The 23,541-nt window shown below is 70.4% G+C and carries 20 protein-coding genes; 13 read left to right on the top strand and 7 right to left on the bottom strand.

Annotation, left to right across the window (positions count from 1 at the left end; translation table 11 throughout):
- Positions 1–8: 8 nt before the first annotated feature.
- The 5 genes from tolR to dapF form a co-directional block, all read right to left on the bottom strand.
- Entirely contained in the window at positions 9–449 is a 441-nt protein-coding gene (gene tolR, locus EDF69_RS05590) for a protein TolR (RefSeq protein ID WP_125959043.1), read from the bottom strand.
- A 4-nt stretch (positions 450–453) separates the two neighbouring features.
- A complete protein-coding gene (gene tolQ / locus EDF69_RS05585) occupies positions 454–1,146 on the bottom strand; it encodes a protein TolQ (protein ID WP_132882609.1) in 693 nt (230 codons plus the stop codon).
- A gap of 7 nt (positions 1,147–1,153) precedes the next feature.
- Positions 1,154–1,609, bottom strand: a complete 456-nt coding sequence (locus EDF69_RS05580) for a YbgC/FadM family acyl-CoA thioesterase (RefSeq protein ID WP_132882610.1) — start codon at positions 1,607–1,609, stop codon at positions 1,154–1,156.
- 210 nt (positions 1,610–1,819) lie between these two features.
- Complete coding sequence (ilvD, locus tag EDF69_RS05575; protein WP_132882611.1) at positions 1,820–3,670, bottom strand: dihydroxy-acid dehydratase; 1,851 nt, start codon at positions 3,668–3,670, stop codon at positions 1,820–1,822.
- A gap of 274 nt (positions 3,671–3,944) precedes the next feature.
- Positions 3,945–4,895: a diaminopimelate epimerase gene (gene dapF / locus EDF69_RS05570; protein ID WP_132882612.1), complete on the bottom strand. Its 951-nt coding sequence runs from the start codon at positions 4,893–4,895 to the stop codon at positions 3,945–3,947.
- A 73-nt stretch (positions 4,896–4,968) separates the two neighbouring features.
- On the opposite strand from dapF, the gene EDF69_RS05565 reads away from it, so the two are divergent.
- A complete protein-coding gene (locus EDF69_RS05565) occupies positions 4,969–7,503 on the top strand; it encodes a DUF2339 domain-containing protein (protein ID WP_239555321.1) in 2,535 nt (844 codons plus the stop codon).
- On the opposite strand, the gene EDF69_RS05560 is transcribed toward EDF69_RS05565, so the two are convergent.
- The gene (locus EDF69_RS05560; RefSeq protein WP_132882613.1) at positions 7,457–7,933 is read right to left on the bottom strand and encodes a DUF6456 domain-containing protein; all 477 of its coding nucleotides are present in this window, start codon (positions 7,931–7,933) and stop codon (positions 7,457–7,459) included. The genes EDF69_RS05565 and EDF69_RS05560 overlap by 47 nt on opposite strands.
- A gap of 91 nt (positions 7,934–8,024) precedes the next feature.
- Here EDF69_RS05560 and EDF69_RS05555 point away from each other — a divergent pair, with 91 nt between their 5' ends.
- From EDF69_RS05555 to ftsH, 6 genes are all read left to right on the top strand, one after another.
- Positions 8,025–8,588, top strand: coding sequence for a helix-turn-helix domain-containing protein (locus EDF69_RS05555; protein WP_132882614.1), 564 nt, complete (start codon positions 8,025–8,027; stop codon positions 8,586–8,588).
- Positions 8,589–8,673: 85 nt separating this feature from the next.
- Positions 8,674–10,950: a phosphoenolpyruvate--protein phosphotransferase gene (ptsP, locus tag EDF69_RS05550; RefSeq protein WP_132882615.1), complete on the top strand. Its 2,277-nt coding sequence runs from the start codon at positions 8,674–8,676 to the stop codon at positions 10,948–10,950.
- 111 nt (positions 10,951–11,061) lie between these two features.
- Positions 11,062–11,922 (top strand): helix-turn-helix domain-containing protein, encoded by an 861-nt coding sequence (locus tag EDF69_RS05545; protein WP_132882616.1) that lies wholly within the window; start codon positions 11,062–11,064, stop codon positions 11,920–11,922.
- Between the two features lie 116 nt (positions 11,923–12,038).
- Complete coding sequence (locus EDF69_RS05540) at positions 12,039–13,004, top strand: tetratricopeptide repeat protein (RefSeq protein ID WP_132882617.1); 966 nt, start codon at positions 12,039–12,041, stop codon at positions 13,002–13,004.
- The gene (gene tilS / locus EDF69_RS05535; RefSeq protein ID WP_339538008.1) at positions 12,976–14,031 is read left to right on the top strand and encodes a tRNA lysidine(34) synthetase TilS; all 1,056 of its coding nucleotides are present in this window, start codon (positions 12,976–12,978) and stop codon (positions 14,029–14,031) included. The genes EDF69_RS05540 and tilS overlap by 29 nt, the downstream gene beginning before the upstream one ends.
- A gap of 68 nt (positions 14,032–14,099) precedes the next feature.
- A complete protein-coding gene (gene ftsH / locus EDF69_RS05530) occupies positions 14,100–16,064 on the top strand; it encodes an ATP-dependent zinc metalloprotease FtsH (RefSeq protein WP_132882619.1) in 1,965 nt (654 codons plus the stop codon).
- A 1,067-nt stretch (positions 16,065–17,131) separates the two neighbouring features.
- Here ftsH and EDF69_RS05525 read toward each other — a convergent pair.
- The gene (locus EDF69_RS05525) at positions 17,132–18,202 is read right to left on the bottom strand and encodes a DUF3667 domain-containing protein (protein WP_132882620.1); all 1,071 of its coding nucleotides are present in this window, start codon (positions 18,200–18,202) and stop codon (positions 17,132–17,134) included.
- Between the two features lie 77 nt (positions 18,203–18,279).
- On the opposite strand from EDF69_RS05525, the gene EDF69_RS05520 reads away from it, so the two are divergent.
- The 6 genes from EDF69_RS05520 (at position 18,280) to EDF69_RS05495 (ending at position 23,511) form a co-directional block, all read left to right on the top strand.
- A complete protein-coding gene (locus tag EDF69_RS05520; protein WP_132882621.1) occupies positions 18,280–19,563 on the top strand; it encodes a glutamate-5-semialdehyde dehydrogenase in 1,284 nt (427 codons plus the stop codon).
- An 87-nt stretch (positions 19,564–19,650) separates the two neighbouring features.
- The gene (locus EDF69_RS05515) at positions 19,651–20,685 is read left to right on the top strand and encodes an aldo/keto reductase (protein WP_132882622.1); all 1,035 of its coding nucleotides are present in this window, start codon (positions 19,651–19,653) and stop codon (positions 20,683–20,685) included.
- A gap of 110 nt (positions 20,686–20,795) precedes the next feature.
- Positions 20,796–21,482 (top strand): nicotinate-nucleotide adenylyltransferase, encoded by a 687-nt coding sequence (locus tag EDF69_RS05510; RefSeq protein ID WP_274611233.1) that lies wholly within the window; start codon positions 20,796–20,798, stop codon positions 21,480–21,482.
- A gap of 8 nt (positions 21,483–21,490) precedes the next feature.
- Entirely contained in the window at positions 21,491–21,895 is a 405-nt protein-coding gene (gene rsfS, locus EDF69_RS05505; protein WP_125959062.1) for a ribosome silencing factor, read from the top strand.
- Between the two features lie 12 nt (positions 21,896–21,907).
- Positions 21,908–22,330 (top strand): 23S rRNA (pseudouridine(1915)-N(3))-methyltransferase RlmH, encoded by a 423-nt coding sequence (locus EDF69_RS05500; RefSeq protein ID WP_125959063.1) that lies wholly within the window; start codon positions 21,908–21,910, stop codon positions 22,328–22,330.
- Positions 22,330–23,511, top strand: coding sequence for a murein hydrolase activator EnvC family protein (locus EDF69_RS05495; RefSeq protein ID WP_132882624.1), 1,182 nt, complete (start codon positions 22,330–22,332; stop codon positions 23,509–23,511). Before EDF69_RS05500 ends, EDF69_RS05495 begins: the two co-directional genes overlap by 1 nt.
- Positions 23,512–23,541: the final 30 nt, after the last annotated feature.

The raw sequence follows: 23,541 nt of genomic DNA, 5'->3' as shown, positions 1-23,541 counted from the left end.
GCGCACGATCAGGGCGCGTCCCCCTGCGTCGACACCAGCGCCACGCGGTTCAGCCCCGCGCGGTTGAGCTCGCCCATCACCCGCATCACCCGACCATAATCGAGCGCGGTGTCGGCACGCAGCATCACCTGCCGCGGCTCGGCACCGGCCGGCTGACTGCCCACGATGCGCGCCAGCTGCTCGGGCAACGCCTGCTCGCTGACGGGCGTGTCGCCCAGATAGATGCTGCCGTCGGCGGCGAGCGACAGCTGCACCGGCTCCTGCTCCTGCTCCAGCCCCTTGGCGCGGCTGTCGGGCAGGTTCACCGGCACGCCGGTGGTGAGCAGCGGCGCCGTCACCATGAAGATGATCAGCAGCACCAGCATCACGTCGACCAACGGGGTCACGTTGATCTCCGCCATCGGCGTGCGCCGGCCCTTGCCGCGGCTGGACGGAAGCTGCATCGCCATGGGCTTAGTCCACGCCTTCCAGCTGGCGGCTCAGCGTCGCGTGGAACGCGTCGGCAAAGCGGTTCAGCCGCGCCTCCACCTGGTTGATGCGGTGGCTGTAGCGGTTGTACGCGATCACCGCCGGGATGGCGGCGAACAGGCCGATCGCGGTGGCGAACAGCGCCTCCGCGATGCCCGGCGCCACCACCGCCAGGCTGGTGTTCTGCGCCTGGGCGATGCCGGTGAAGCTCCGCATGATGCCCCACACCGTGCCGAACAGGCCCACGAACGGCGCAACCGAGCCGATCGTCGCCAGCACGTTCAGCCGGTCCGACAGCTTGTCGACCTCCTCGGCCACTGCCGATCCCATGCTGGTGGCCAGCCGCTCGCGCGTGCCGTCGCGGTCGATGGTGGTGCTCGCGGTCGAGCGGCGCCATTCACGCACGCCCGCGGCAAAGACCTGCGCGACGGCGCTCTTGCCGGTCACGTGCTTCTTGTGGAACGCGTCGATGTCCTCGGTCCGCTCGAACTCCTCGACGAACGCCTCGGTGTCGCGGCGCACGCGGCGCAGTCGGCCCAGGAAGGTCAGGATGATCGCCCAGGTCCAGATGCTGGCGGCCAACAGCCCCAGCATCACGAACTTCACGACCCAGTCCGCCTGCATGAACAAGCCAATCGGCGACATGGAGGCCGCGTCGGTATTTACCAGAACGTCCATCAGGCTCTCAGCTTTCCTTCCAGATCAGGGTCTCGAACGTGCGCCGCCAGGCCGGCGGATGCCGACGCGGGGTGCCCGATGGTGCCACGAACGCCACCTCGACCTCCGCTTCGGCTACCAACACCGAACCCTGCATTACTCGTTGATGAATGACGACCGATGCCGCGCGCAACTGCGTCATGCGGCTGACCACCACCAGCGCGTCGTTGAGGCGCGCAGGGCTCGCATAGCGGATGTGCAGGTCGCGGATCGCATAGGCCCCCTCGCCTGCCTCGAACGCGGCACGCTGGTCGCAGCCGGTCAGCCGCAGCATGTCCGAGCGCGCCCGCTCCATGTAGCGCAGGTAGTTGGCGTGATAGACCACGCCGGACAGGTCCGTGTCCTCGAAATAGACGCGCAGGGCGAACCGGTGTTCGGCGCCGTCGAAGCGGCCTTCGCTGGGGCAGTCCAGGGGTGGCGTCATCCGCGCGGGTCTAGCCGAGGCGGTCCAGCCGGGGAAGGGTGTGCGAGAAGCCGTGTTCGTACCGCCCTCCCAAAGCGCAGCGGTACCCGCTCGCTCCCTCCTTCCGTGCTCCCGCGCAGGCGGGAGCCCAGAGTACCGGGCGCTACCAGGCGTTGCTCTGCCGGACCCTGGATCCCCGCCTGCGCGGGGATACGGGAAAAAGCGATCCGCCTACCCCTCCACCTGGCTCACATCGCGCACCGCGCCGCGCGCAGCGTTCGTCGTAAGCGCCGCGTACGCCCGCAATGCCGGCGAAACCTCGCGCTTGCGGCCGAACGGCTTCCACGCCTTGGCCCCGCGCGCCTCCATTGCCGCGCGCCGCTCGGCGAGCACCGCGTCGTCCAGGTCCAGCCGGATGCCGCGGTTCGGGATGTCGATCAGGATCGGGTCGCCCGTCTCCACCAGCGCGATCAGCCCACCCTCGGCCGCTTCCGGCGAGACATGGCCGATCGACAGGCCCGACGTTCCGCCGGAGAAGCGCCCGTCGGTGATGAGCGCACAGGCCGCGCCCAGCCCCTTCGACTTCAGATAGCTGGTCGGATAGAGCATTTCCTGCATCCCCGGCCCGCCCTTGGGGCCCTCGTAGCGGATCACCACCACGTCGCCGGCCTCGACCTGGTTGCCCAGGATCCCCGCCACCGCCGCATCCTGGCTCTCATAGACGCGCGCACGTCCGCGGAAGGTCAGGATCGAATCGTCGACGCCGGCCGTCTTCACGATGCAGCCCTCGGGCGCGAGGTTGCCGAACAGCACCGCCAGGCCCCCGTCCTTGGAGAAGGGATGCTCGGTCGAACGGATCACACCGTTCTGCCGATCGGTGTCGAGATCTTCCCAGCGCTCGGACTGGCTGAACGCGGTCTGGGTCGGCACGCCGCCAGGCGCCGCGCGGAAGAAGTCCCGCACCTCCTCGCTGTTGGTGCGGCCGATGTCCCAGCGCGCCAGCGCGTCCGCCATGGTCGGCGCGTGCACCGTCGGCAGGCCCGCATCGATCAGCCCGCCGCGCTCCAGCTCGCCCAGGATCGACATGATGCCGCCGGCGCGGTGGACGTCCTCCATGTGCACGTCGGACTTGGCGGGGGCGACCTTGCACAGGCACGGCACCCGCCGCGACAGCCGGTCGATGTCGGCCATGGTGAAGTCGACCCCCGCCTCATGCGCGGCCGCCAGCAGGTGGAGCACCGTGTTGGTCGAGCCCCCCATGGCGATGTCCAGGCTCATCGCATTCTCGAATGCGCCCAGGGTGGCGATGCCGCGCGGCGTCGCGGTGACGTCGTCCTGCTCGTACCAGCGCTTGGCGAGGTCGACGATCAGGTGCCCGGCCTCGCGGAACAGCTTCTCGCGGTCGGCATGGGTCGCCAGCGTCGATCCGTTGCCCGGCAGCGACAGGCCCAGCGCTTCTGTCAGGCAGTTCATCGAGTTCGCGGTGAACATGCCCGAGCAGCTGCCGCAGGTCGGACACGCCGAACGCTCGACCGCGGCCACTTCCTCGTCGCTGTAGCTCTCGTCGGCGGCCACCACCATCGCGTCGACCAGGTCGAGCGCGCGCTTCTTGCCCTTCACCACGACCTTGCCGGCCTCCATCGGCCCGCCGGAGACGAACACCGCGGGCACGTTGATGCGCAGCGCCGCCATCAGCATGCCGGGCGTGATCTTGTCGCAGTTGGAGATGCACACCATCGCGTCGGCGCAATGGGCGTTGACCATATATTCCACGCTGTCGGCGATCAGCTCGCGGCTCGGCAGCGAATAGAGCATGCCGCCGTGGCCCATGGCGATGCCGTCGTCGACCGCGATGGTGTTGAACTCCTTGGCGACGCCCCCCGCCGCCTCGATCTCGCGCGCGACCAGCTGGCCCAGGTCCTTGAGGTGGACGTGCCCCGGCACGAACTGGGTGAAGCTGTTCACCACCGCGATGATCGGCTTGCCGAAGTCCGAATCCTTCATCCCCGTCGCGCGCCACAGGCCGCGAGCGCCGGCCATGTTGCGGCCGTGGGTGGTGGTACGCGAACGATATGCGGGCATGACACTCTTTCCAACGAAATCGCGCCGCCCCTACGCCAGCAGCGCCGCGGTCTGCAACATTTTATTGCGCGTTTTGCTGTCTGAGAGAAATTTCAGGAATGAGCGACTACCCTGATGGTGCTACTTGCCCCCAGGGTGAGCCCCGACGCCGGCCTCCTCCAGTGCTCCTGCGAAGGCAGGAGCCCAGGGTTCCGAACGCGGACAGGCGTTGCTCTGCCTGGCCCTGGGTTCCTGCCTGCGCAGGAACACGGTGCCCGGCGGCGGTAGGGCGGGTTCAGAGCCCCGCGAGCATGGCCTCCCAAGCCGCAACCTCGTCCGGCCGCCGCGCAACCACTTCCAGTTCACCCAAGGTGCCGGTCGCAGGATCGAACGCGATCCGCCCCTCCCACTCGAACGTCGCGTTGCCGGCAATCGTCACCTCGGCAGCCTCGGTCGCGCTCGCCCGCACCATGCCGCCGCGGTTGAACACGCGCGTCTCGCGGTCGAACGGGATGCGTCCCGTCCGCGCCGCCGCATAGGTGGAGGCCGCCATCGCGCTGCCGCAGCTGTTGGTGAGGCCCACGCCGCGCTCATAGGTGCGCACGAACAAGGCCGGCGCGTCGTCGCTTCCCCGCACCTCCACGAAGCTGACGTTGCCGCGCGCAGGGAGCAGCGCGGGTGCCGCCTCGCACCAGTCGCCCAGCGCGACCAGCTCCGCCTCGTCGACCTGCTCCACGAACGTCACCAGATGCGGGTTCGGCATCGCCACGGCAGTGAACGCACGCGCACTCGGCAGCCCCGCGATCGGCGCATCGATCACCTCGGCTTCCGCAATCCGCAGGCCGACGTCGGCGGCGCGCGTCGACACCGGCCCCACCCGCGTGCGGATGGTGGTGACGCCCGGTGCCAGTTCCGGCTGCAGCCGCGCCTCGGCGTCGCTGGTCTTGAGCAGCACCCGCGCGTCCGCGATCCCCAGCCGCTCGAACCCCAGCCGCGCGGTGCAGCGCACGCCATTGAGGCACGTCTCCGCCTCGCTGCCGTCGGAGTTGAACATCCGCATCCCGAACGCATGGGTGGCATCGCCGCGGGTGAGCAGCAGCAGCCCGTCGCCGCCGACCGGTCCGCCACGATCGGCGAGCGCGCGCGCCAGCCGCACCCAGGCGTCTTCGGGCAGATCCAGCTCGCGCGCATCCACCAGCGGGAAGTCGTTGCCCGACCCGTGGCATTTGACGAACGCGATCTGCATGGGTGGGCACTCCTGAAGGACGCCCGCGCATATAGGCGAGCCGCTGCCCGCGTCCACGCGATTGCGTGCGGACTTGGGGCCACAGCTGTGCCACAACACGGGCGTGGACCTGTTCATGACGCTTCTGTTCGCCGGCATCGTCGCCGCGCTCGTCCTGATGTGGCGCCGGCTGACGGCGGTCGAGCGCGAGGTGGAGTACCTTCGCGAGGCGCTGGTCGAGGCGCGGTTCGAGGCACCGGCCCAGCCGATAGCCACCACCCCGCCAGCGGTCGAACGCCGCGATGAGCCGGCCGTCGTCCGCCGCCCCGCTGCGCCCGCCGCGCCCCTCTCAGTCCCGCCCGAACGCGAGGCCCCGCCCAAGCCGCGCTTCGAGATGCCGAGCTTCGAGGCGCTGGTCGGCGGCCGCCTGCCGGTCTGGGTCGGCGGCGCCGCGCTGGTGCTCGCCGGCGTCTTCCTGGTGCGCCTGTCGATCGAGAGCGGCCTGCTCACCCCCGGCATCCGCACCGCGCTCGCGGGGCTGTTCGCACTGCTGCTGCTTGCGGGCGGCGAAGTCGCGCGCCGCCTGCCCGCCACCCGCGACGACCCGCGCATCGCCCAGGTGCTCGCCGGCGCCGGCATCGCCAGCGCCTATGCGACCCTCTATCTCGCGGCCGCCGCCTACGACCTGGTGAGCCCGATCGCCGGCTTCGCGATCATGCTCGCGATCACCGGGATCGCGCTGGGGCTGGCGCTTCGCCACGGCCCACCCACCGCGGTCATGGCGCTGGCCGGCGGATTCGCCGCGCCCTTGGTGGCCGGCTTCGACGCCGCCGGCATCGGCCCGCTGCTCGTCTATCTCGGCCTGTTCGTGGCGGCGCTGCTGTGGCTGGCGGTCGCCCGCGGCTGGATGTGGCTGGCGCTCGCAGCCGGCGCCTCGGCGTTCGGCTGGGCCGGCTTCCTGCTCGCCGCGGTTCGCGCCGACGAGGTCGGTGGCGTTGCCGCCTTCATCGTCGCGCTCGCGCTCGGCGTCACCCTCGCGCTCCCCTCCGCCGGCATCCGGCGCCCGTGGCTGCGTGCCGCGCCGATGGTGGCAGGCCTCGCGCAGCTGCTGCTTGCCGCCCCCCTGCTCGACTTCGGCCCGCTCGCCTGGGGCTTCTACCTGGTCCTGTCGGCCGCCGCGCTGTTCCTGGCGTGGCGCGATCCCAAGCTGATGCCCGCGCCCGTCGCCGCGCTCGGCTTGGTGCTGGTGCTGCTCGGCGTCGGCCTGATGCGCCCCGCGCCCGGCGTGACCGCCACCGCCGCCATCCTCGCCACGCTGCTCTTCGCCATCCCCGGCCAGCTGCTGTCGCGCACGGGGCGCGGCTGGGCGCTGCTTGGCGTCGTCGGCACCGCGGGACCGGTGCTCGTCGTCCAGCTCGCCGCCACCCGGCTGCTCGAACCCGGCTTCTGGTGCCTGCTCGACCTGTTGCTCGCCGGCGCTTGCGCGTGGCTGAGCTGGCGCCACCGCGACCGCGCCGACGCGCAGGACACCGGCCTCGTCGGCGGTGGGCTCGCCGCCGCGGTGTTGCTCTCGGCCGGCCTCCAGCAGATCGTGCCCGGCGCGCTGGTCGCCCTGCCGCTCGCCGCCGCGATGGCCGCGCTCGCCGGCTGGGGCCGTACCACCGGCGACGCTTCGGTGCGCCGTCTGACCCTCCTGCCGCTGCTCGGGCTGCTGGTGCTGGCGCTGATCCCGCTCGCCCAGGTGGCGGAAGCGTTCGGCCGCTCGCTGTTCGGCGAGATGCTGCCCTATCGCCTGCTGCCGCCGCTGCGCGACATCCTGCGCTTCCTTGGCCTCCCCACCGCCGTGCTGGTCTCGATCCTGTTCGCCGACCGGCAAAGCTTCGGCCGCGCCCGCCGCATCGCCCTTGCCGTCGGCGGCGGCGCGGTGCCGCTGCTCGCCTATCTCCTGCTCAAGCAGCCCCTTGCCATCGCCGAGCCCCCGGCCTTTGCCGCCGTTGGCTTTGTCGAACGCGCGGTCATCACCCAGGCGCTGCTCCTCGCCGGCTGGGCGCTGGTGCGCAACCGCCGCCTCCCGCGCGTCGCAAGCCTGCTGCTCGCGCTCGGCGTCGCCCGCATCGTCTGGTTCGACCTGATGGTGTTCAACCCCGCCGGCGTGCCCCAGGCGGTGGGCGCGATCCCGCTGCTAAACGCCGCCACGCTGCACTTCGCGCTCGCCGCCGCGCTGCTCTGGACGCTGCCGCCCCGCCGCGGCACCCGCCCGATCGCCGCCGCGCTCACCCTGCTGGCACTCGTCGCCACCGTCCGCCAGGCGACGCACGGAAGCATCCTCACCGGCCCGCTCGGCACGGGCGAGAACTGGGGCTATTCCGCCGCGATGCTGGGCCTGTCGCTGTTCTGGCTGTGGCGCGGCATCACCGCCAAGGCGTCCGACCTGCGCCTGCTCGGCCTGCTGTTGCTCACCGCCACCACCTTCAAGGTGTTCCTGGTCGATGCCGCGGCGCTGGAGGGCGTGCTGCGCATCCTCTCCTTCCTGGGCCTCGGCTTCGCGTTGATCGGCATCGGCTGGGCCTATCGGCGGTTCCTCACGGAAGCCGGTAGTGCTCCGCCAGCCGATCGAGCGCCAGCGTAAGCACCAGCCGCCCGGCCCGCGCCGGCCAGCCGAGCGCCTTTTCCGCGGCCGGCAGGCCCTCCCCTGCACACACCACCCGCCACAGCACGTCGGCCAGCCCCGGCCCCGCCGCCGCGATCGCCGCGTCGAAACGCCGCTTGGCCGACAGCTGCGGCCCGCCCGGCGTGCCTGCGGAGGGCGCACCCCGACTGCCGCTTCCCCGCGGCCCGGCATCCCAGCGCATCGTCACCCGCGGCCCCAGCGACGCCCGCTCATAATCCTCGCGCAGCTGCTCGCCCGCATCGAACTGGCGGGGGCTGACCAACCCGCGCGCCCGCAGCCAAGACAGCGGCGATTCGGCCAGGTTCACCGTGACCCCGCGACGCCCCCGCGCCGGCGGGGTGCTCGCCACCCGTTCGCCCTCCAGTCCGCGTTCGGCCATTTCGCGCATCGTGCCTCTCCATCGTTGCGACTCGTCCTTGCCACAGCGGCTTGTTTGTAGGACAGTGACAAACCGATATGGTTTGTTGCGGGAGCCGGAGATGATCACCGCCATTCGCGAAGTGCGCCGTGCGAAGGGGCTGACGCTGGAGGAGGTGGCGCTGCGCTGCCGCCCCGGCACCACCGCCCAGACGATCGGCCGGCTGGAGACGGGCACGCGCACCGTCTCGATCGGCTGGCTCAACCGCATCGCAGAGGCGCTGGGCGTCGATTCCGCCGATCTGGTGAAGCTGCCCGACCGCCCCGACGTGTCCGTGGCCGCGATCCTGGATGCCGGCGGCGCCACCGCGCCCCGCCGTGCCGCCACGGTCGCAGCCCCCAGGATCGATCCCAGCCTGGTCGCCGTCACCGTCTCCGGCGGCGTCGGGGATTATCGGGCGGGCGACGAGATCTGGTGCGCCCGCCTGGCCCCCGACGCGTTCGGAAGCGCCATGAACCGCGACGTGCTGGTCCCCCGCCCTGCCGGCCGCTTCGTGTTCGGCCGGCTGCTCGCCCGCAGCGACGGGAAGCTCCACCTGCTGCCGCCCGGTGCCGGCGCCCGCCAGCAGGTGGTTCCCGAACCCGCCTGGCTCGCCATGGCCGTGCGCCTGGTGCGGACGCTGTGATGCCGCACGCTTGCCTTGCACACTTCGTTACCGAAGTTTCCGGTGGCCCGATGGCGTCGGCCGCAACGGCATGGTAGCCAGCCCCATGCCCGCATCGGCCGCCGCTTCCGCCCGAGAGATCCTCACCCGCCTCCACGACGTGATGGCGTCGCGCAGCCCCGCACAGGCCAAGCTCAACAGCGTGGTCAACATCATCGGGGAAACGCTCGATAGCGAGGTCTGCTCGATCTATTTGCTGCGGGAGGGCGTGTTCGAACTCTTCGCCACCGTCGGCCTCGCCGAAGAGGCGGTGCACGTCACCAAGCTCGCCCCCGGCGAGGGCCTGGTCGGCACCATCGCCGCCAATGTCGAGACGCTGAACCTGGCCGAGGCCGCGAGCCACCCGGATTTCGCCTATCGCCCCGAAACGGGCGAAGAGCGTTTCCACAGCTTTGCCGGTGTGCCGATCATCCGGCGCGAGCGGGCGGTGGGCGTGCTCGCGGTCCAGCATACCGAGCCGCGCCGCTACGACGACGTCGAGATCGAGGCGCTGCAGACCGTCGCCATGGTGCTGTCCGAACTGATCGCCAACGCCGACCTGATCGACGCGGCCGGCCCCGCCGCCGCCAGCCGCCCCCAGGCGACCGGCACCGCCCGCATCAACGGCTTCAAGCTGGTCGAAGGCATGGGCGCGGGCGTCGCCGTCTTCCACCAGCCGCGCATCACCGTCGAACACACGGTCGCGGAGGATACCGAGGCCGAGCGCCACCGCGTCTATGCCGCGTTCGACAAGATGCGCGAGCAGATCGATCGCATCACCAGCCAGGCCGAATTCGGCGTCGGCGGCGAGCATGAAGAGGTCATCGCGACCTACAAGATGTTCGCCTATGACGAGGGCTGGTCGCGCCGCATCAACGAGGCGATCGATTCCGGCCTCACCGCAGAGGCCGCGATCGAGCGCGTCCAGCAGCGCACCCGCATGCGCATGCGCGAGATTTCCGACCCGCTGCTCGCCGATCGCATGCACGACCTGGAGGATCTCTCCAACCGGCTGCTCCGCATCGTCTCGGGCCAGCTCGGCACCGCGGCGCAGCTGGGCCTTCGCCAGGACACGATCCTGATCGCCCGCAACCTGGGTCCGGCCGAGTTGCTCGAATACGACCGCCGGCGCCTCAAGGGCGTGGTGCTGGAGGAAGGCTCTCTCACCGCGCACGTGACCATCGTCGCGCGCGCCATGGGCGTGCCGGTGCTCGGCCGCGTGCGCGACGTGCGCCGGCTGATCTCGGAAGGCGACCGGCTGCTGCTCAACGCGTCCGAAGACTATTGCGTCATCCGCCCCACCGCCGACCTGGAGGAGGCGTTCGACGCCAAGCTGCTCTATTCGCAGCGCCGCCGCGCGGCCTTTGCTGCCCTTCGCAGCGAGCCGCCCGTCACCCGAGACGGCGACCGCATCACCCTGCTGGTCAACGCCGGTCTGCGCGACGACGCCGCCGCGCTGGACCTCACCGGCGCGGACGGCATCGGCCTGTTCCGCACCGAATTCCAGTTCCTGGTCTCCTCCACCCTTCCCTCGCGCGAGCGCCAGCAGCGGCTCTATCGCGAGGTGCTCGACGTGGCCGGCGACCGCCCGGTCGTGTTCCGCACCGTCGACATCGGCGGCGACAAGGCGCTGCCCTATCTCGCGACCGGCGACCATGAGGAAGAGAACCCGGCGATGGGCTGGCGGGCGCTGCGCCTGGCGCTGACCCGCGAGGGGCTGATGAAGGCGCAGGCGCGCGCGCTGATCGAGGCGGCGGCCGGCCGCACGCTGCGCGTCATGTTCCCGATGGTGTCCGAACCCTGGGAGTTCGAGCAGGCGCGAGAGCTGTTCGAGCGCCAGCGCGACTGGGTCGCCTCGCGCGGGCGCAAGCTGCCGCTGGAGATCCTCTATGGCGCGATGCTGGAGGTGCCGGCGCTTGCCGAGACGCTCGACCTGCTGTTCCCGCGCCTCGATTTCCTGTCGATCGGCACCAACGACCTCACCCAGTTCCTGTTCGCGGCCGATCGCGCGCACCCGCAGCTGGCGTTGCGCTACGACTGGCTGAGCCCGGCGATCCTGCGCTTCCTGCGCCGGGTGGTGCGTGCCACCCGCGATGCCGGCGTCCCGGTCACCGTGTGCGGCGAGATGGGCGGGCGCTCGCTCGAAGCAATGGCGCTGCTCGGCCTCGGCATCGACCGGCTTTCGATCACGCCGGCCGCGGTCGGCCCGATCAAGGCGATGATCCATTCGCTCGATCGCGCCGCCATCACCGCGACCATGGAGCGGCTGCTGGCAGCCCCACCGCCCGACATGCGGGCCGCGCTGACCGCCTGGGCGACTGACAATGGGGTTGAACTGGCGTGAAACGGCGGCGGATACGCGCCTCCCGACGTTGACACAGGTTTATGCGTGTCCGAAACCTGCCCCGAAGACGGGGGCGCGACCTTGGTGAATATTCCCCGCGTGGAGACTGGAATGGGTGAGGGCGAGGGCGCCGTGGAACGGAGCCCGGCAGCGATGACGGCAGGCGAACGGTTGCGGCAGGCGCGCGAGGCCCAGGGCCTCGACCTGGCCGAGGTAGCGGCGCGTACTCGGATCCCGCAGCGGCATCTGGAGGCGATCGAGACGTCGAACTTCTCCCAGCTGCCGTCCACCACCTATGCGATGGGCTTCGGCCGCTCCTACGCGCGGGCGGTGGGCGTGGACGAAGTGGCGCTCGCCCGCGATCTGCGCCGCGAGCTCGACACCAGCTACCAGCGGCGCGAGCCCAAGCCCGACCTTCAGCCCCATGCGCCCCCGCGGCTTCCCTCGCGCGGGCTCGCCACCGGCGGGTTGATCGCGGGTGGCCTGATCCTGCTTCTGCTCGCCATCTGGTTCGGCACCACCCTGCTCAGCGGCGGGGACGCGCCGCCCGCGCAGCAGGCGACGGCGGAGAGCGAGCTCGGCGTGATGCCGGTGCCCGCCGCCTCCCCGGCCGTTGCCGCACCGGCCGCGCCCGTGACCGGCAGTCAGGTGACGCTCACCGCCACCGACGAAGTGTGGGTCCGCGTCTATGACGCCGCCGGCAAGACGCTGATGCAGAAGACGATGACCGCGGGCGAGCGCTATGACGTGCCCGTCGATGCCAACGGCCCGATGATCAACGTCGGCCGCCCGGACAAGCTGACGGTCACCATCAACGGATCGTCGGTGGCCCCGCTCGGCAGCGGCGCCCGCCCGATCAAGGACATCGGCGTCAGCGCCCAGGCGCTGCGTGCCCGCGACGGCGGCGCCACCCCGGCGCCTGTCGCCGCCGACACCGGGGCCGCCCCCGCGCCGGCCGCGCCCCAGGGCTGATCCGCTCGCCTTGGGCGCGCCCGGGCTTTTCCGCGCGCGCTTAAGGCTGGCGACAGCATCGCCGGACCATTAGGGTCCCCCTAGTTTTCCCAAATCCCACCGGGGGGTGTCACGACATGCGTATCCTCATGACGCTTCCGCTTCTGGCGGCCGGCCTTGCAGTTTCCGTCCCCGCGACCGCGCAGACCGCGATCGAAGGCCGGGTGAACAAGCTTGAGCGCGAGATGCGCGCCGTGCAGCGCAAGGTGTTCCCGGGCGGCGCCCAGGCCCAGGTCGAGCCGGAGATCACCGCACCCCAGGCGCCGATCGAGGCGCCGGGCACGCCCGCGGGCAGCCCGATCGCCAATCTGGAAGCGCGCGTCGCCGCGCTCGAATCGCAGCAGATGACGCTGACCGGCCAGGTCGAGCAGGCGCAGTACAAGCTGCGCCAGATGGAGGAGGCGTTCGAGGCCTATCGCCGCGCCAACGATGGCCGGCTCACCGCGCTGGAAGGCGGCGGGGCTGCCGCTCCGGCCGCGCAGGGTGGCGAGCCGGACAGCGCCCCGGCCGCTTCCCCTGCCCCGGCCCGCGGCCCCGGCAACGGCGGCGGCGTGCTGACTCTTCCGGGCAATGCCGGGACCAAGCCGGCCGCCCCCGCTGCTGCCGCTCCTGCGGGGGCCGGCGCTGCCGTGGAAAAGCCCGCGCCCAGCGGCGATCCGGCCGAGGACGCCTATGTCTACGGTTATCGCCTGTGGTCAGCGAAGCGTTATTCGGAGGCCGCGGCCCAGCTCAAGACCGTGGTCGACAAATACCCCAAGCACCGCCGCGCCAGCTGGGCCCAGAACCTGATCGGCCGGTCCTATCTCGACGACGGCAAGCCCAGCCTCGCCTCGATCGCCTTTTACGACAATTACAAGAAGATGCCGGACGGCGAGCGTGCGCCCGACAGCCTCTTCTACCTCGCCGACGCGCTGGTGCAGCTGAAGAAGCCGAAGGACGCGTGCGAGGTCTATGCCGAGCTGTCCGACGTCTATGCCGATCGCATCTCGGCGACGATGAAGGCGGATATCCAGCGTGGACGCACCGCCGCCAAGTGCAGCTGATCCGGTGATCCCCGATCCGGCGGCGGTCGCGCGGTTCGCGCACGACCTCGCCGCCGCGATCGGCGCCCCACCCGCGGGCCCGATCGCGCTCGCCGTCTCGGGCGGCCCCGATTCCATGGCGATGCTGGCGCTGGCGCATGCCGCGCACCCCGGCCGGGTGATCGCCGCCACCGTCGACCACCGCCTCCGCCCCGATGCCGCCGACGAAGCCGCAATCGTCGCCCGCTGGTGCCGTGACGCCGGCATCCCGCACGCCACGCTCGCCCCCGAACGGCCGCCCCAGGGCGCCAGCATCCAGGCACAGGCGCGGCAGCTTCGCTACCAGCTGCTCGGCCGATGGGCGCTCGGCGCGGGAGCGGCCGCGCTGCTCACGGCCCATCACGCCGACGACCAGGCCGAGACCTTCCTGATGCGCGCCGTACGCGGCTCGGGCCCCGCCGGGCTTGCCGGCATCCGCCGCTATTGGACCTGGCACCCCGAACGCTGGGACGGCACCGGCGCCGGCGAGGCGAGCGGCCTCCCGGTCGTCCGCCCGCTGCTCGGCTGGCGGCGCGCGACCCTGCGCGCGCTGGCGGAGGCAGCCGCCCTCCCCTTCGTCGACGATCCCTCCAACACCGATCCCCGCCACGACCGCACCGGGGTCCGCGCGTTGCTGGCCGGCTCGCCCCCGCTTGATGTCGAGGGGCTCGCCCGTGCTGCGCAGCATTGCGCCGAAACGGATGCAGCAATTGCGGAGACCGTCACCTGGATCGAGCGCGAGCGGCTGTGCCCGGCGCCCGCCGGGGAACGCGCGCTGGACATGGCCGGCCTGCCCCGCGAACTGCGTCGCCGCCTCGTCCGCCGCGCCATCCACCATGTCCGCCAGCACGCGCCCGCGGCCGAGGGAAGCTGGTCCGACTCCGCCAACGTCGAGCCGCTGCTGGACGCGCTCGAAGCCGGCAACGGCGCCACTCAGGCAGGCGTCGCTGCCTCGGCGCACGGGGACCGGTGGCATTTCCGGCCCGCACCGCCGCGTCGATCAGCCTGATCGATGTTGTTCCATTGCCATTCATCCCCCGCAGCCTATCTTGCAGGGACGAAGAGGTACGCGCTTTCATGAACGACAACGACAAGCAGCCCGGCCCCGAGAACGGCGGCAACGGCAACCCCTGGATGAAGAGCCTGCTCATCTGGGTGGGCATCCTCATGGCCCTGGCGCTGTTCGTGTCGCTGTTCCCCAGCGGCGGGGCGCAGAACGCCGGTACGTCGATCCCCTATTCCGCGTTCCTCGACCGGGTCGAGGAAGGGTCGGTCAAGGACGTCAACGTCACCAAGAACGTCATCACCGGCACCCAGTCGAACGGCGAGAAGTTCCGCACCTATGCGATGGACGACCCGCAGCTGACCGAGCGCCTGCGCAAGGCCGGCGTCAGCATCACCGCGCGTCCGGAGGAAGGCCCGTCGATCTGGCAGTATATGCTGGTCCAGGCGCTTCCGTTCCTGCTGTTCCTCGGCATCGCCTTCTTCGTGGTGCGCCAGATGCAGAAGGGCGGCGGCGCGAACGGCGCGATGGGCTTCGGCAAGTCGCGCGCCCGCATGCTGACCCAGAAGGAAGGCAAGGTCACCTTCGACGACGTCGCCGGCATCGACGAGGCGCGCGAGGAACTGCAGGAGATCGTCGAGTTCCTGAAGGACCCAACCAAGTTCGCGCGCCTGGGCGGCAAGATCCCCAAGGGCGCACTGCTGGTCGGCTCGCCCGGCACCGGCAAGACGCTGCTCGCCCGCGCGATCGCGGGTGAGGCGGGCGTGCCCTTCTTCACCATCTCCGGCTCGGACTTCGTCGAGATGTTCGTGGGCGTCGGCGCCAGCCGCGTGCGCGACATGTTCGAACAGGCTAAGAAGTCGGCGCCGTGCATCGTCTTCATCGACGAGATCGACGCGGTCGGCCGCCATCGCGGCGCGGGTCTCGGCAACGGCAACGACGAGCGCGAGCAGACGCTCAACCAGCTGCTGGTCGAGATGGACGGCTTCGAGGCGAACGAGGGCATCATCATCATCGCGGCGACCAACCGCCCCGACGTGCTCGATCCGGCGCTGCTGCGTCCGGGCCGCTTCGATCGCCAGGTCGTGGTGCCCCGCCCCGACATCGAGGGCCGCATCAAGATCCTGCAGGTCCACATGAAGAAGGTGCCGCTGGCACCCGACGTCGATGCCCGCACCATCGCGCGCGGCACGCCCGGCTTCTCGGGCGCGGACCTCGCCAACCTCGTCAACGAGGCGGCGCTGATGGCGGCGCGCAAGGGCAAGCGGCTGGTCGCGAACCTCGAGTTCGAAGAGGCCAAGGACAAGGTCATGATGGGCGCCGAGCGGCGCTCGATGGTGATGACCGACGACGAAAAGCGGATGACCGCCTATCACGAGGCCGGCCACGCCATCGTCTCGATCCACGAGCCCGCGTCGGACCCGATCCACAAGGCGACGATCATCCCGCGCGGCCGGGCACTTGGCATGGTGATGCGCCTGCCGGAGCGCGACAGCTACAGCTATCATCGCGACAAGATGTACGCGAACCTGGCGGTGGCGATGGGCGGTCGCGTCGCCGAGGAGATCATCTTCGGCTACGACAAGGTGTCTTCGGGCGCCTCGGGCGACATCCAGCAGGCGACGAGCCTCGCGCGCGACATGGTTACTCGCTGGGGCATGTCCGATGCCGTCGGCCCGGTCGAATACGCCGAGCCGCAGGGCGAGAGCTTCCTCGGCTATTCGCAGTCGGCCCCGGCGCGTATGTCGAACAAGACGGCGGAACTGATCGACAGCGAGATCAAGCGCATCGTCGAAGGCGGCCTCACCCGCGCGCGCGACGTGCTGACCGAGCATGTCGACCAGCTCCACACGCTGGCCGGCGCCCTGCTCGAGTATGAGACGCTGAGCGGCGACGAGATCAAGCGCCTGATCGCCGGCGAGGACCTCGGCCGCCCGACCGACGGCCCGACCCGCCCGGTCGCCGCCGCCGGCACCTCGATCCCGCGCACGCGGCGCCCCCAGGGTCCCTTCGGCAACCCCAGCCCCGCCGGCGCCTGATCCGGTCCGGTACGAACAGAAAACCCCTCCGCGACGACCTCGCGGAGGGGTTTTTCTTTGCCTGCGGTACTGTGGAACTGACCACATCGTCGCGCCAAGAGGGGTTCGCACCCGGGCCCGGTTGCGATGCTCACAGTTCAGATGATGTCTTCGCGACTAGCTTTGCTGCTTTCGATCCACCAGGCCAATGAAGCAACGAACGCTAGCAACATCGGGAAGGTGAGATATGGATCAACGTACCGCAGAAACGGTGCAGTCAATTCTACCAGGGCTAGACGGACCGGAAAAACCAATCTGTTCAAGAACGGTACGACGGTCAATCCCCCGAGCGCACCCGGTAAAAGAAGAAGCATCGATAAACCACCGACTGCAAAGGTTGTTTACCGTGGTTTAGCTTGCGGCGCTACGACTACAGGATTCGGCAACAAGCTGAGTCCAGTCAAAGCAGCTATCAGAAAACCAAGCGCCAACAACCCGCCTGGCGTTCGCACCCCTAGAGTGAAGTTTGCTGCCCAGAAGTTGCCGAAGCCAAATAGAACGCTGATCGAAGCAAGGTAGGACATCACTACAAAAGGGAAGCCCCACGGCCTGATTTGCAAAGTGACTGATCTTTCCCACGCTAGACGAGAAAGATACAGGCCGACACCGAAGACGGCTGGAAGGCGCAAGAACACGCCCAACATTAGCGCCACGGCCCCGCACGCCCCCCCAACGCTCTGGCAACCAGTAGCATAGGTGATTGGGCCTATGATGAACGGGAACGCAAACCCGAGCGCTACTAGGCAGGAAAGAGCGATTATCCAGCGCTTGGTGAAAGCATCAGCTGCCAAAGGATCCTCCACATTCCGAAGACGTCTACTCAGTCACCGGCGCCAATCGCCCCAGGCCTAGCGAATGCCGCCTCTTAATCACGGCCCAAATCAAGTTAAACCTCCGCCGTCAGGCGTTTCCGACAGTAGCTTTAACGTCTAGGATTTAGCTGTGCTCCTGCGCAGGCAGGAGCCCAAGGCCTCGACCGCTAGCTTTGTCGTACTCCCCACCCCCTGCCACCCTCGCGGCGGCACCGCTCACCCCATCACCCCCAGCACCACCAGCAGCGACACGAAGATCGACAGCACCACCGCCGTCACGAACAGCAGCGCCAGCGTCCGCCAGGCGGCGCTGAACGTCCGCAGCCGGTACGCGCCCTTCAGCTGCGCGAACATGTGGATCGGCGGCACCAGCAGCAGCCATGCGTCGAGCCACGACAGCAAGGGCGAGAGACTGAACAGCGCCATGACCACGAACAGCAGGTTCATGAAGCTGATCGAGTAGATCACGAAGATCGCGTGGTCGTACATGCGATACTGCCGCCGCCAGGCGAACAGCATCCACATGAACGGCAGCGACAGGGGGATCAGCGCCCAGCTGTATTTGTAGCTGCTCGACTTGATCTTGTAGAGCAGCAGCTCCGGGTTCTGGAGCTTGTGGCCGAGCTTCTTGTAGCCGTTGCCCTCCAGTTGCACGCCCAGCCGGCGCAGCATCGCGGGGATGCCGCTGTGCCCCTGCACGACCGCAAGCTCCTGCTCCACCGCATAGCGTTCGATCTGCAGCCCACGCGCCGCCTGCCCCTTGGTATCGCCGCGGGCGATCTCGCGATCGAGCGCCGCAATGCGGGCCTGCAGGCGCTCGGCATCCCCGGCATCCACCTTGACGATGTGCTCCGGAAACGTCTCCTCCTGCATCCAGCTGCCGACCCCGGCCCAGCCGAACACCGCGAACATCAGGAACATCGTGAAGAGGAACAGCGCCAGCGGCGATACGAAGCGTGCCCGCTCCCCCTCGACATAGCGGCGGGTGAGAGTGCCGGGCCGCATCGCCAGCATCGGCAGCGTGTCCCAGATCTTGCCCTCGAAATGGAACACCCCGTGCAGCAGGTCGTGGCCGACCGAATGGAGCGTGCGGTGGATGTGCCCCGCCTGCCCGCAGCGGTGGCAATGCGCCCCGATCAGCGCGGTCCCGCAGTTGAGGCACAGGCCATGCGCGTGGCCCGCCCCATGCCCGGACCGGTGCCCCCGGCCCTCACCTGCGCTCGGCTCGATCGCGCGCGCGAACAGCCCCCCGGCGACGATGTCGCCCCCTGTTTCCACTTCCCCCATGGCCGAAAGCTATCACGTCCCTGCAAGCTGTCGAGGGGCTTTGGGAGGCGAGCGCGGCCATGCTAGCGTGGCACCCTATGCCCGCCGATCTCGCCTTCGCCGCCCTGCCCGAAGATCCCGTCGCCCTCGTGCGCGCGATGGGTACTCGCGCCCGCACTGCTGCCCGCGCCTTGGCTGCGCTTCCGACCGCCACCAAGGCTGCAGCCCTGCGCGCCGCCGCCGCCGCGATCCGCGCCGATGCGTCCGCGATCCTCGCCGCCAACGCGCGCGACGTCGCCGCCGGCGAGGCGCGCGGCCTGAGCGCGGCGCTGCTCGACCGCCTCCGCCTCGATCCCGCCCGCCTGGAAGGCGCCGCTGCCGGTGTGGAGGCGATCGCCGGCCTGCCCGATCCGGTCGGCGCGCTGGTATCGGAGGATCGCCGCCCCAACGGGCTGGTGCTGCGCCGCGTTCGCGTGCCGATCGGCGTCATCGGCATCATCTACGAGAGCCGCCCCAACGTCACCGCGGACGCCGGCGCGCTCTGCGTCATGGCCGGCAACGCCGCCATCCTGCGCGGCGGGTCGGAAGCGATCGAGAGCAACCGCGCGCTCCACGCCGCCATGCAGCGCGGGTTCGTCGCCGGGGGCGTACCCGCCGATGCGATCCAGCTGGTCCCCACCACCGATCGCGCCGCCGTGGGCGCCATGCTCGCGGCCGAGGGCCTGATCGACATGGTCGTGCCGCGCGGCGGCAAGAGCCTGGTCGCCCGCGTCCAGGCGGAGGCGCGCGTGCCCGTGCTCGCGCATCTCGACGGCATCAACCACAGCTATGTCGATGGCGCCGCCTACCCGGACATGGCCCGCACCCTGGTGGTCAACGCCAAGCTCCGCCGCACCGGCATCTGCGGCGCGACCGAGACGCTGCTGATCGACCGCGCCTTTGCCGATCCCGCGCCGCTGCTCGCCGCCCTGATCGACGGCGGCTGCGAGTTGCGCGGCGACGCGGACGTGCAGGCGATCGATCCGCGCGTGCGCCCCGCCGCGGCAGAGGACTGGGACACCGAATATCTCGACGCGATCCTGTCGGTGAAGCGGGTCGACGGCGTGGAAGGCGCACTGGCCCATATCGCCCGTCACAGCTCCGGTCACACCGACGCGATCGTGACGGAAGACGCGGCTATCGCCGAGCGCTTCCTCAACGGGGTCGATTCGGCGATCGTGATGTGGAACGCCTCCACCCAGTTCGCCGACGGCGGCGAGTTCGGGCTGGGCGGGGAGATCGGCATCTCCACCGGCCGCCTCCACGCCCGCGGCCCCGTCGCGCTCGAAGGCCTCACCACGTACAAATGGACCGTCACCGGCACCGGCCAGACCCGCCCCTGACGCGGAGCTTTTTCGCACCGATCGGTTGCACGAGCAAAATGCCTCCCCATCTGCCGGGCCGCCCATCGCTCAGGAGGCGCATCCCCCATGCACTACAACCAGCTTGGCCGAACCGGCCTGTTCGTGTCCGAACTCTGCCTCGGCACCATGACCTTCGGCGGAGAGGGCATGTTCAAGGCGGTGGGCCAGGTGCAGCAGGCGGATGCCGACGCGCTGCTGCGCACCGCGGTCGATGCCGGGGTCAACTTCATCGACACCGCCAACGTCTATTCCAACGGCCTGTCGGAGGAGATCACCGGCCAGGCGATCCGCAACCTGGGGCTGCGGCGTGAGGAGGTGGTGCTCGCCACCAAGGCATTCGGGCCGATGGGGCCGGGCCGCAATGATCGTGGCGCCTCGCGCGGGCACCTGCTCGATCAGGTCAAGGCCAGCCTCACGCGGCTCGGCACCGACCATATCGACCTCTACCAGATCCATGGCTGGGACTCGGTGACGCCGATCGAGGAAACGCTGCGCGCGCTCGACGATCTCGTGACCCAGGGCCATGTCCGCTACGTGGGCGTGTCCAACTGGGCGGCGTGGCAGATCGCCAAGGCGCTCGGCATCTCCGAACGCCGCGGCTTCGCCCGGTTCGAGACGGTGCAGTCCTACTACACCCTGGCCGGCCGCGACCTGGAGCGCGAGCTGGCGCCGATGATGGAATCCGAGGGGCTCGGCCTGATGGTGTGGAGCCCGCTTGCCGGCGGCTATCTGTCGGGCAAGTACCGGGCGGGTGACAGCGACGGGCGCCGCACCAACTTCAACTTCCCGCCTGTCGACCAGACCCGCGGCGAAGCGGTGCTCTCGGCCATGGATCCGATCGCCGAGGCGCATGGCGTGTCGGTCGCCCGCGTCGCGCTCGCCTGGCTGCTTCACCAGAAGGTGGTGACCAGCGTCATCGTCGGCGCCAAGCGGGTCGACCAGCTGGAGGACAATCTCGCTGCGGTCGACGTGGAGCTGACCGCGGAGCAGCTCGCGTCCCTCGATGCCGCCAGCAAGCTTGCCCCCGAATACCCCGGCTGGATGATCGAACGCCAATCCGAATACCGCGCCCCGGCGCTCGCTGCGGTCCGCAAGCGCTAACCTCCGCCCCAAGCAAAACCGTATCCCTGCGCAGGCAGGGATCCAGGGCCAAGCAGAGCAACGACCGGTATCGCGCGGAACCCTGGGCTCCTGCCTGCGCAGGAGCACGGCTGGCGTCGGGAGCCCCCCACGCCGTTGCACCCGCCGCGCAACACTGGCATCGCGCCCCCATGTCCCGCATCGGCCTCCTCGGCGGCTCCTTCAATCCGGCGCACCGCGGCCACCGCGGCATTTCGCTCCAGGCGATCCGCGCATTGGAGCTCGACGAGCTCTGGTGGCTGGTTTCGCCCGGCAATCCGCTCAAGGACCACGCATCCGACATGGCGCCCTTCGCCGCGCGCCTCGCCTCCGCCACCCGCATGGCGCGCCACTCGCGCATCCGCGCCACCGACATCGAGCGGCGGCTGGGCACCCGCTACACCCTCGACACGCTGCGAAAGCTCGTCGCGCGCTTCCCCGATCACGACTTCATCTGGGTGATGGGCGCCGACAATCTCGCGCAGTTCCACCGCTGGCGCGGGTGGCGCGAAATCGCGCGCACCATGCCGATTGCGGTTATCGCGCGTCCGGGGTATGATCGACGGGCCCGCGCAAGTGTCGCGATGGGCTGGCTGCGGCGCCATGCGCGGCCCGCAGGCCAGGCGAAACGATGGACGAATTGGAGTTTGCCGGCACTCGTGTTGCTGCGCTTCCGCCCCGATCCGACCTCGGCGACCGGCATTCGAGCCGCCGATCCCGCCTGGCACCGGCACAGCAGGCCGAACCAAATCCCCACGCGCACGGCCATGAAAGGCTAGGAGACAAGTTGCCCAACCCCTCTTCCGCACGCGAAGGCGGTACCGACGACGTCGAGGCGCTGCACCGCCTCGTCCTCACCTCGCTGGATGACGATCAGGCGGTCGAAACCGTCTCGATCCCGCTCGCCGGCAAGTCCAGCATCGCCGACTATATGGTCGTCGCCTCCGGCCGTTCGAGCCGCCAGGTCGCCTCCATGGCCACCAAGATCGCCGAGAAGGTGAAGGCCGAGTTCGGCCGCAGCCCCCGGGTCGAGGGTCTGCCGACCGCCGACTGGGTGCTGATCGACGCGGGCGACGTGATCGTCCACCTGTTCCGCCCGGAGGTCCGCACCTTCTACAACCTGGAGCGGATGTGGGCGTTCGGCGACACGCCGACGATGGGGTCGACCGGCAACCCGCCCGCCTCCGCCTGACCCTTCGCGCCCGTGCTGCTGCATATCGTCGCGCGCGGGCGCATCGGGCGCAGTCCCGAGGCCGAGCTGGTCGATCGCTATCTCAAGCGCGTCACCTGGCCGACCCGCGTCACCGAGCTGCCCGACAAGGGCGGCAAGGTGCCGCCGCGCGAACCCGGCACCCGCATCGTGATGCTCGACGAAACCGGCCGCGACATGCCGTCCCGCCAGTTCGCACAGATCCTGGGGAACTGGCGCGACGACGGGGTGCGCGAGGCGCGGTTCCTGATCGGCGCCGCCGACGGCTTCGACGATGCCGACCGGCGGGAGGCGGACCTGCTGATCTCGTTCGGCCGCCTCACCTGGCCGCACATGATGGCCCGCGCGATGCTTGCCGAGCAGCTGTGGCGCGCCGCCAGCATCCTTTCCAACCACCCCTACCATCGCGAGGGCTGATGCGCCGCGGCGGGAAAGTCGCGGCCGCCCTGCTGGTGCTGGCCGCCGGTAGCGCCGCACTCGGCGCCGTCACCATCGGCACCGCCGCCCCCTCCCCCCTCGACCAGCAGCGCGAGCGGCTGCGCACCGCCCGGATCGAGGCGGATCGTGCCCAGGCGCGCGCCCAGGCGCTGGAGCGACAGGCCGCCGCCGCCCAGACCGCCGCCGATCGCGCCGCCGCCCGGCAGCGCAGCATGGCCGCCCGCATCGCCGCGGCCGAGGCGGAGCACCGCGCCGCCGAAACGCGCGTGGCGGTCGTCGGCCGCCTGCTCGCCGAACGCCGCGACGAGCTTGCCCGCCGCCGCGACCCGATCGTGCGGCTGATGGCCGCGCTCCAGTCGCTCGCGCGCCGGCCGGCGGTGGCGGCCGTCGCCCAGCCCGGCTCCACCGCCGATGCCGTCCACGTCCGCGCCGTGCTCGCCACCGTGCTTCCCGCCGTCCGCCAGCGCACCAGCGCCGTCCGCGCGGAAGTCGCAGAGGTGCAGCGCACGCGGCGCCAGGCGGCACTCGCGGTGCAGGCGCTCGGCAGCAGCCGCCGGCGACTGGAGGACGAGCGCCTCCAGCTGGTGCGGCTGGAGGCGGCACAGCGGCTGCGCTCGCAGGATCTCGGCCGCACCGCACTGGTCGAATCGGACCGCGCGATCGCGCTCGGCGAACGGGCGCGCGACATCGTCGACCAGATGCAGGAGACGCAGCTCGCCGCGGTGACGCTGGGCGAGCTCACCACCCTGTCCGGGCCGCTGCTGCGCCCAGGCTCGGACGGCACGCCCGTCCACCGCTCGCCCTATCGCCTGCCGGTCACCGGCGCGGTGGTGACCGGCTTCGGCGAGATTTCGGACGCGGGCGTACGGTCGCGCGGCCTGACGCTCGCGGTGGCGCCCGGCACGCGCGTGGTCGCGCCGCTTGCCGGCAGAGTCCTGCTCGCCCGCCCCTTCCGCAGCTACGGCACCATCATCCTGCTCGATCACGGCAACGGCTGGACGACGCTCGTCACGGGGCTCGGCCGCGCCACGGTGCGCCGCGGGACCGAGGTGGCCGCCGGCACGCCGCTCGGCCTCGCCCCCGGCGGCGACGCGCCCCAGGTCACCGTCGAGCTGCGCCGTCACGGCGCCGCCATCGACCTCGCGACGATGCTCGGCTGAGGCGGTCCGCCAGAGTTCCTTTTACGCGGC

The sequence above is a fragment of the Sphingomonas sp. JUb134 genome (assembly GCF_004341505.2).
In the GTDB taxonomy this organism is placed as follows: Bacteria; Pseudomonadota; Alphaproteobacteria; order Sphingomonadales; family Sphingomonadaceae; genus Sphingomonas.
The sequence above is the reverse complement of the archived record's forward strand: the minus strand, read 5'-3'. Positions and strand labels throughout refer to the sequence as shown.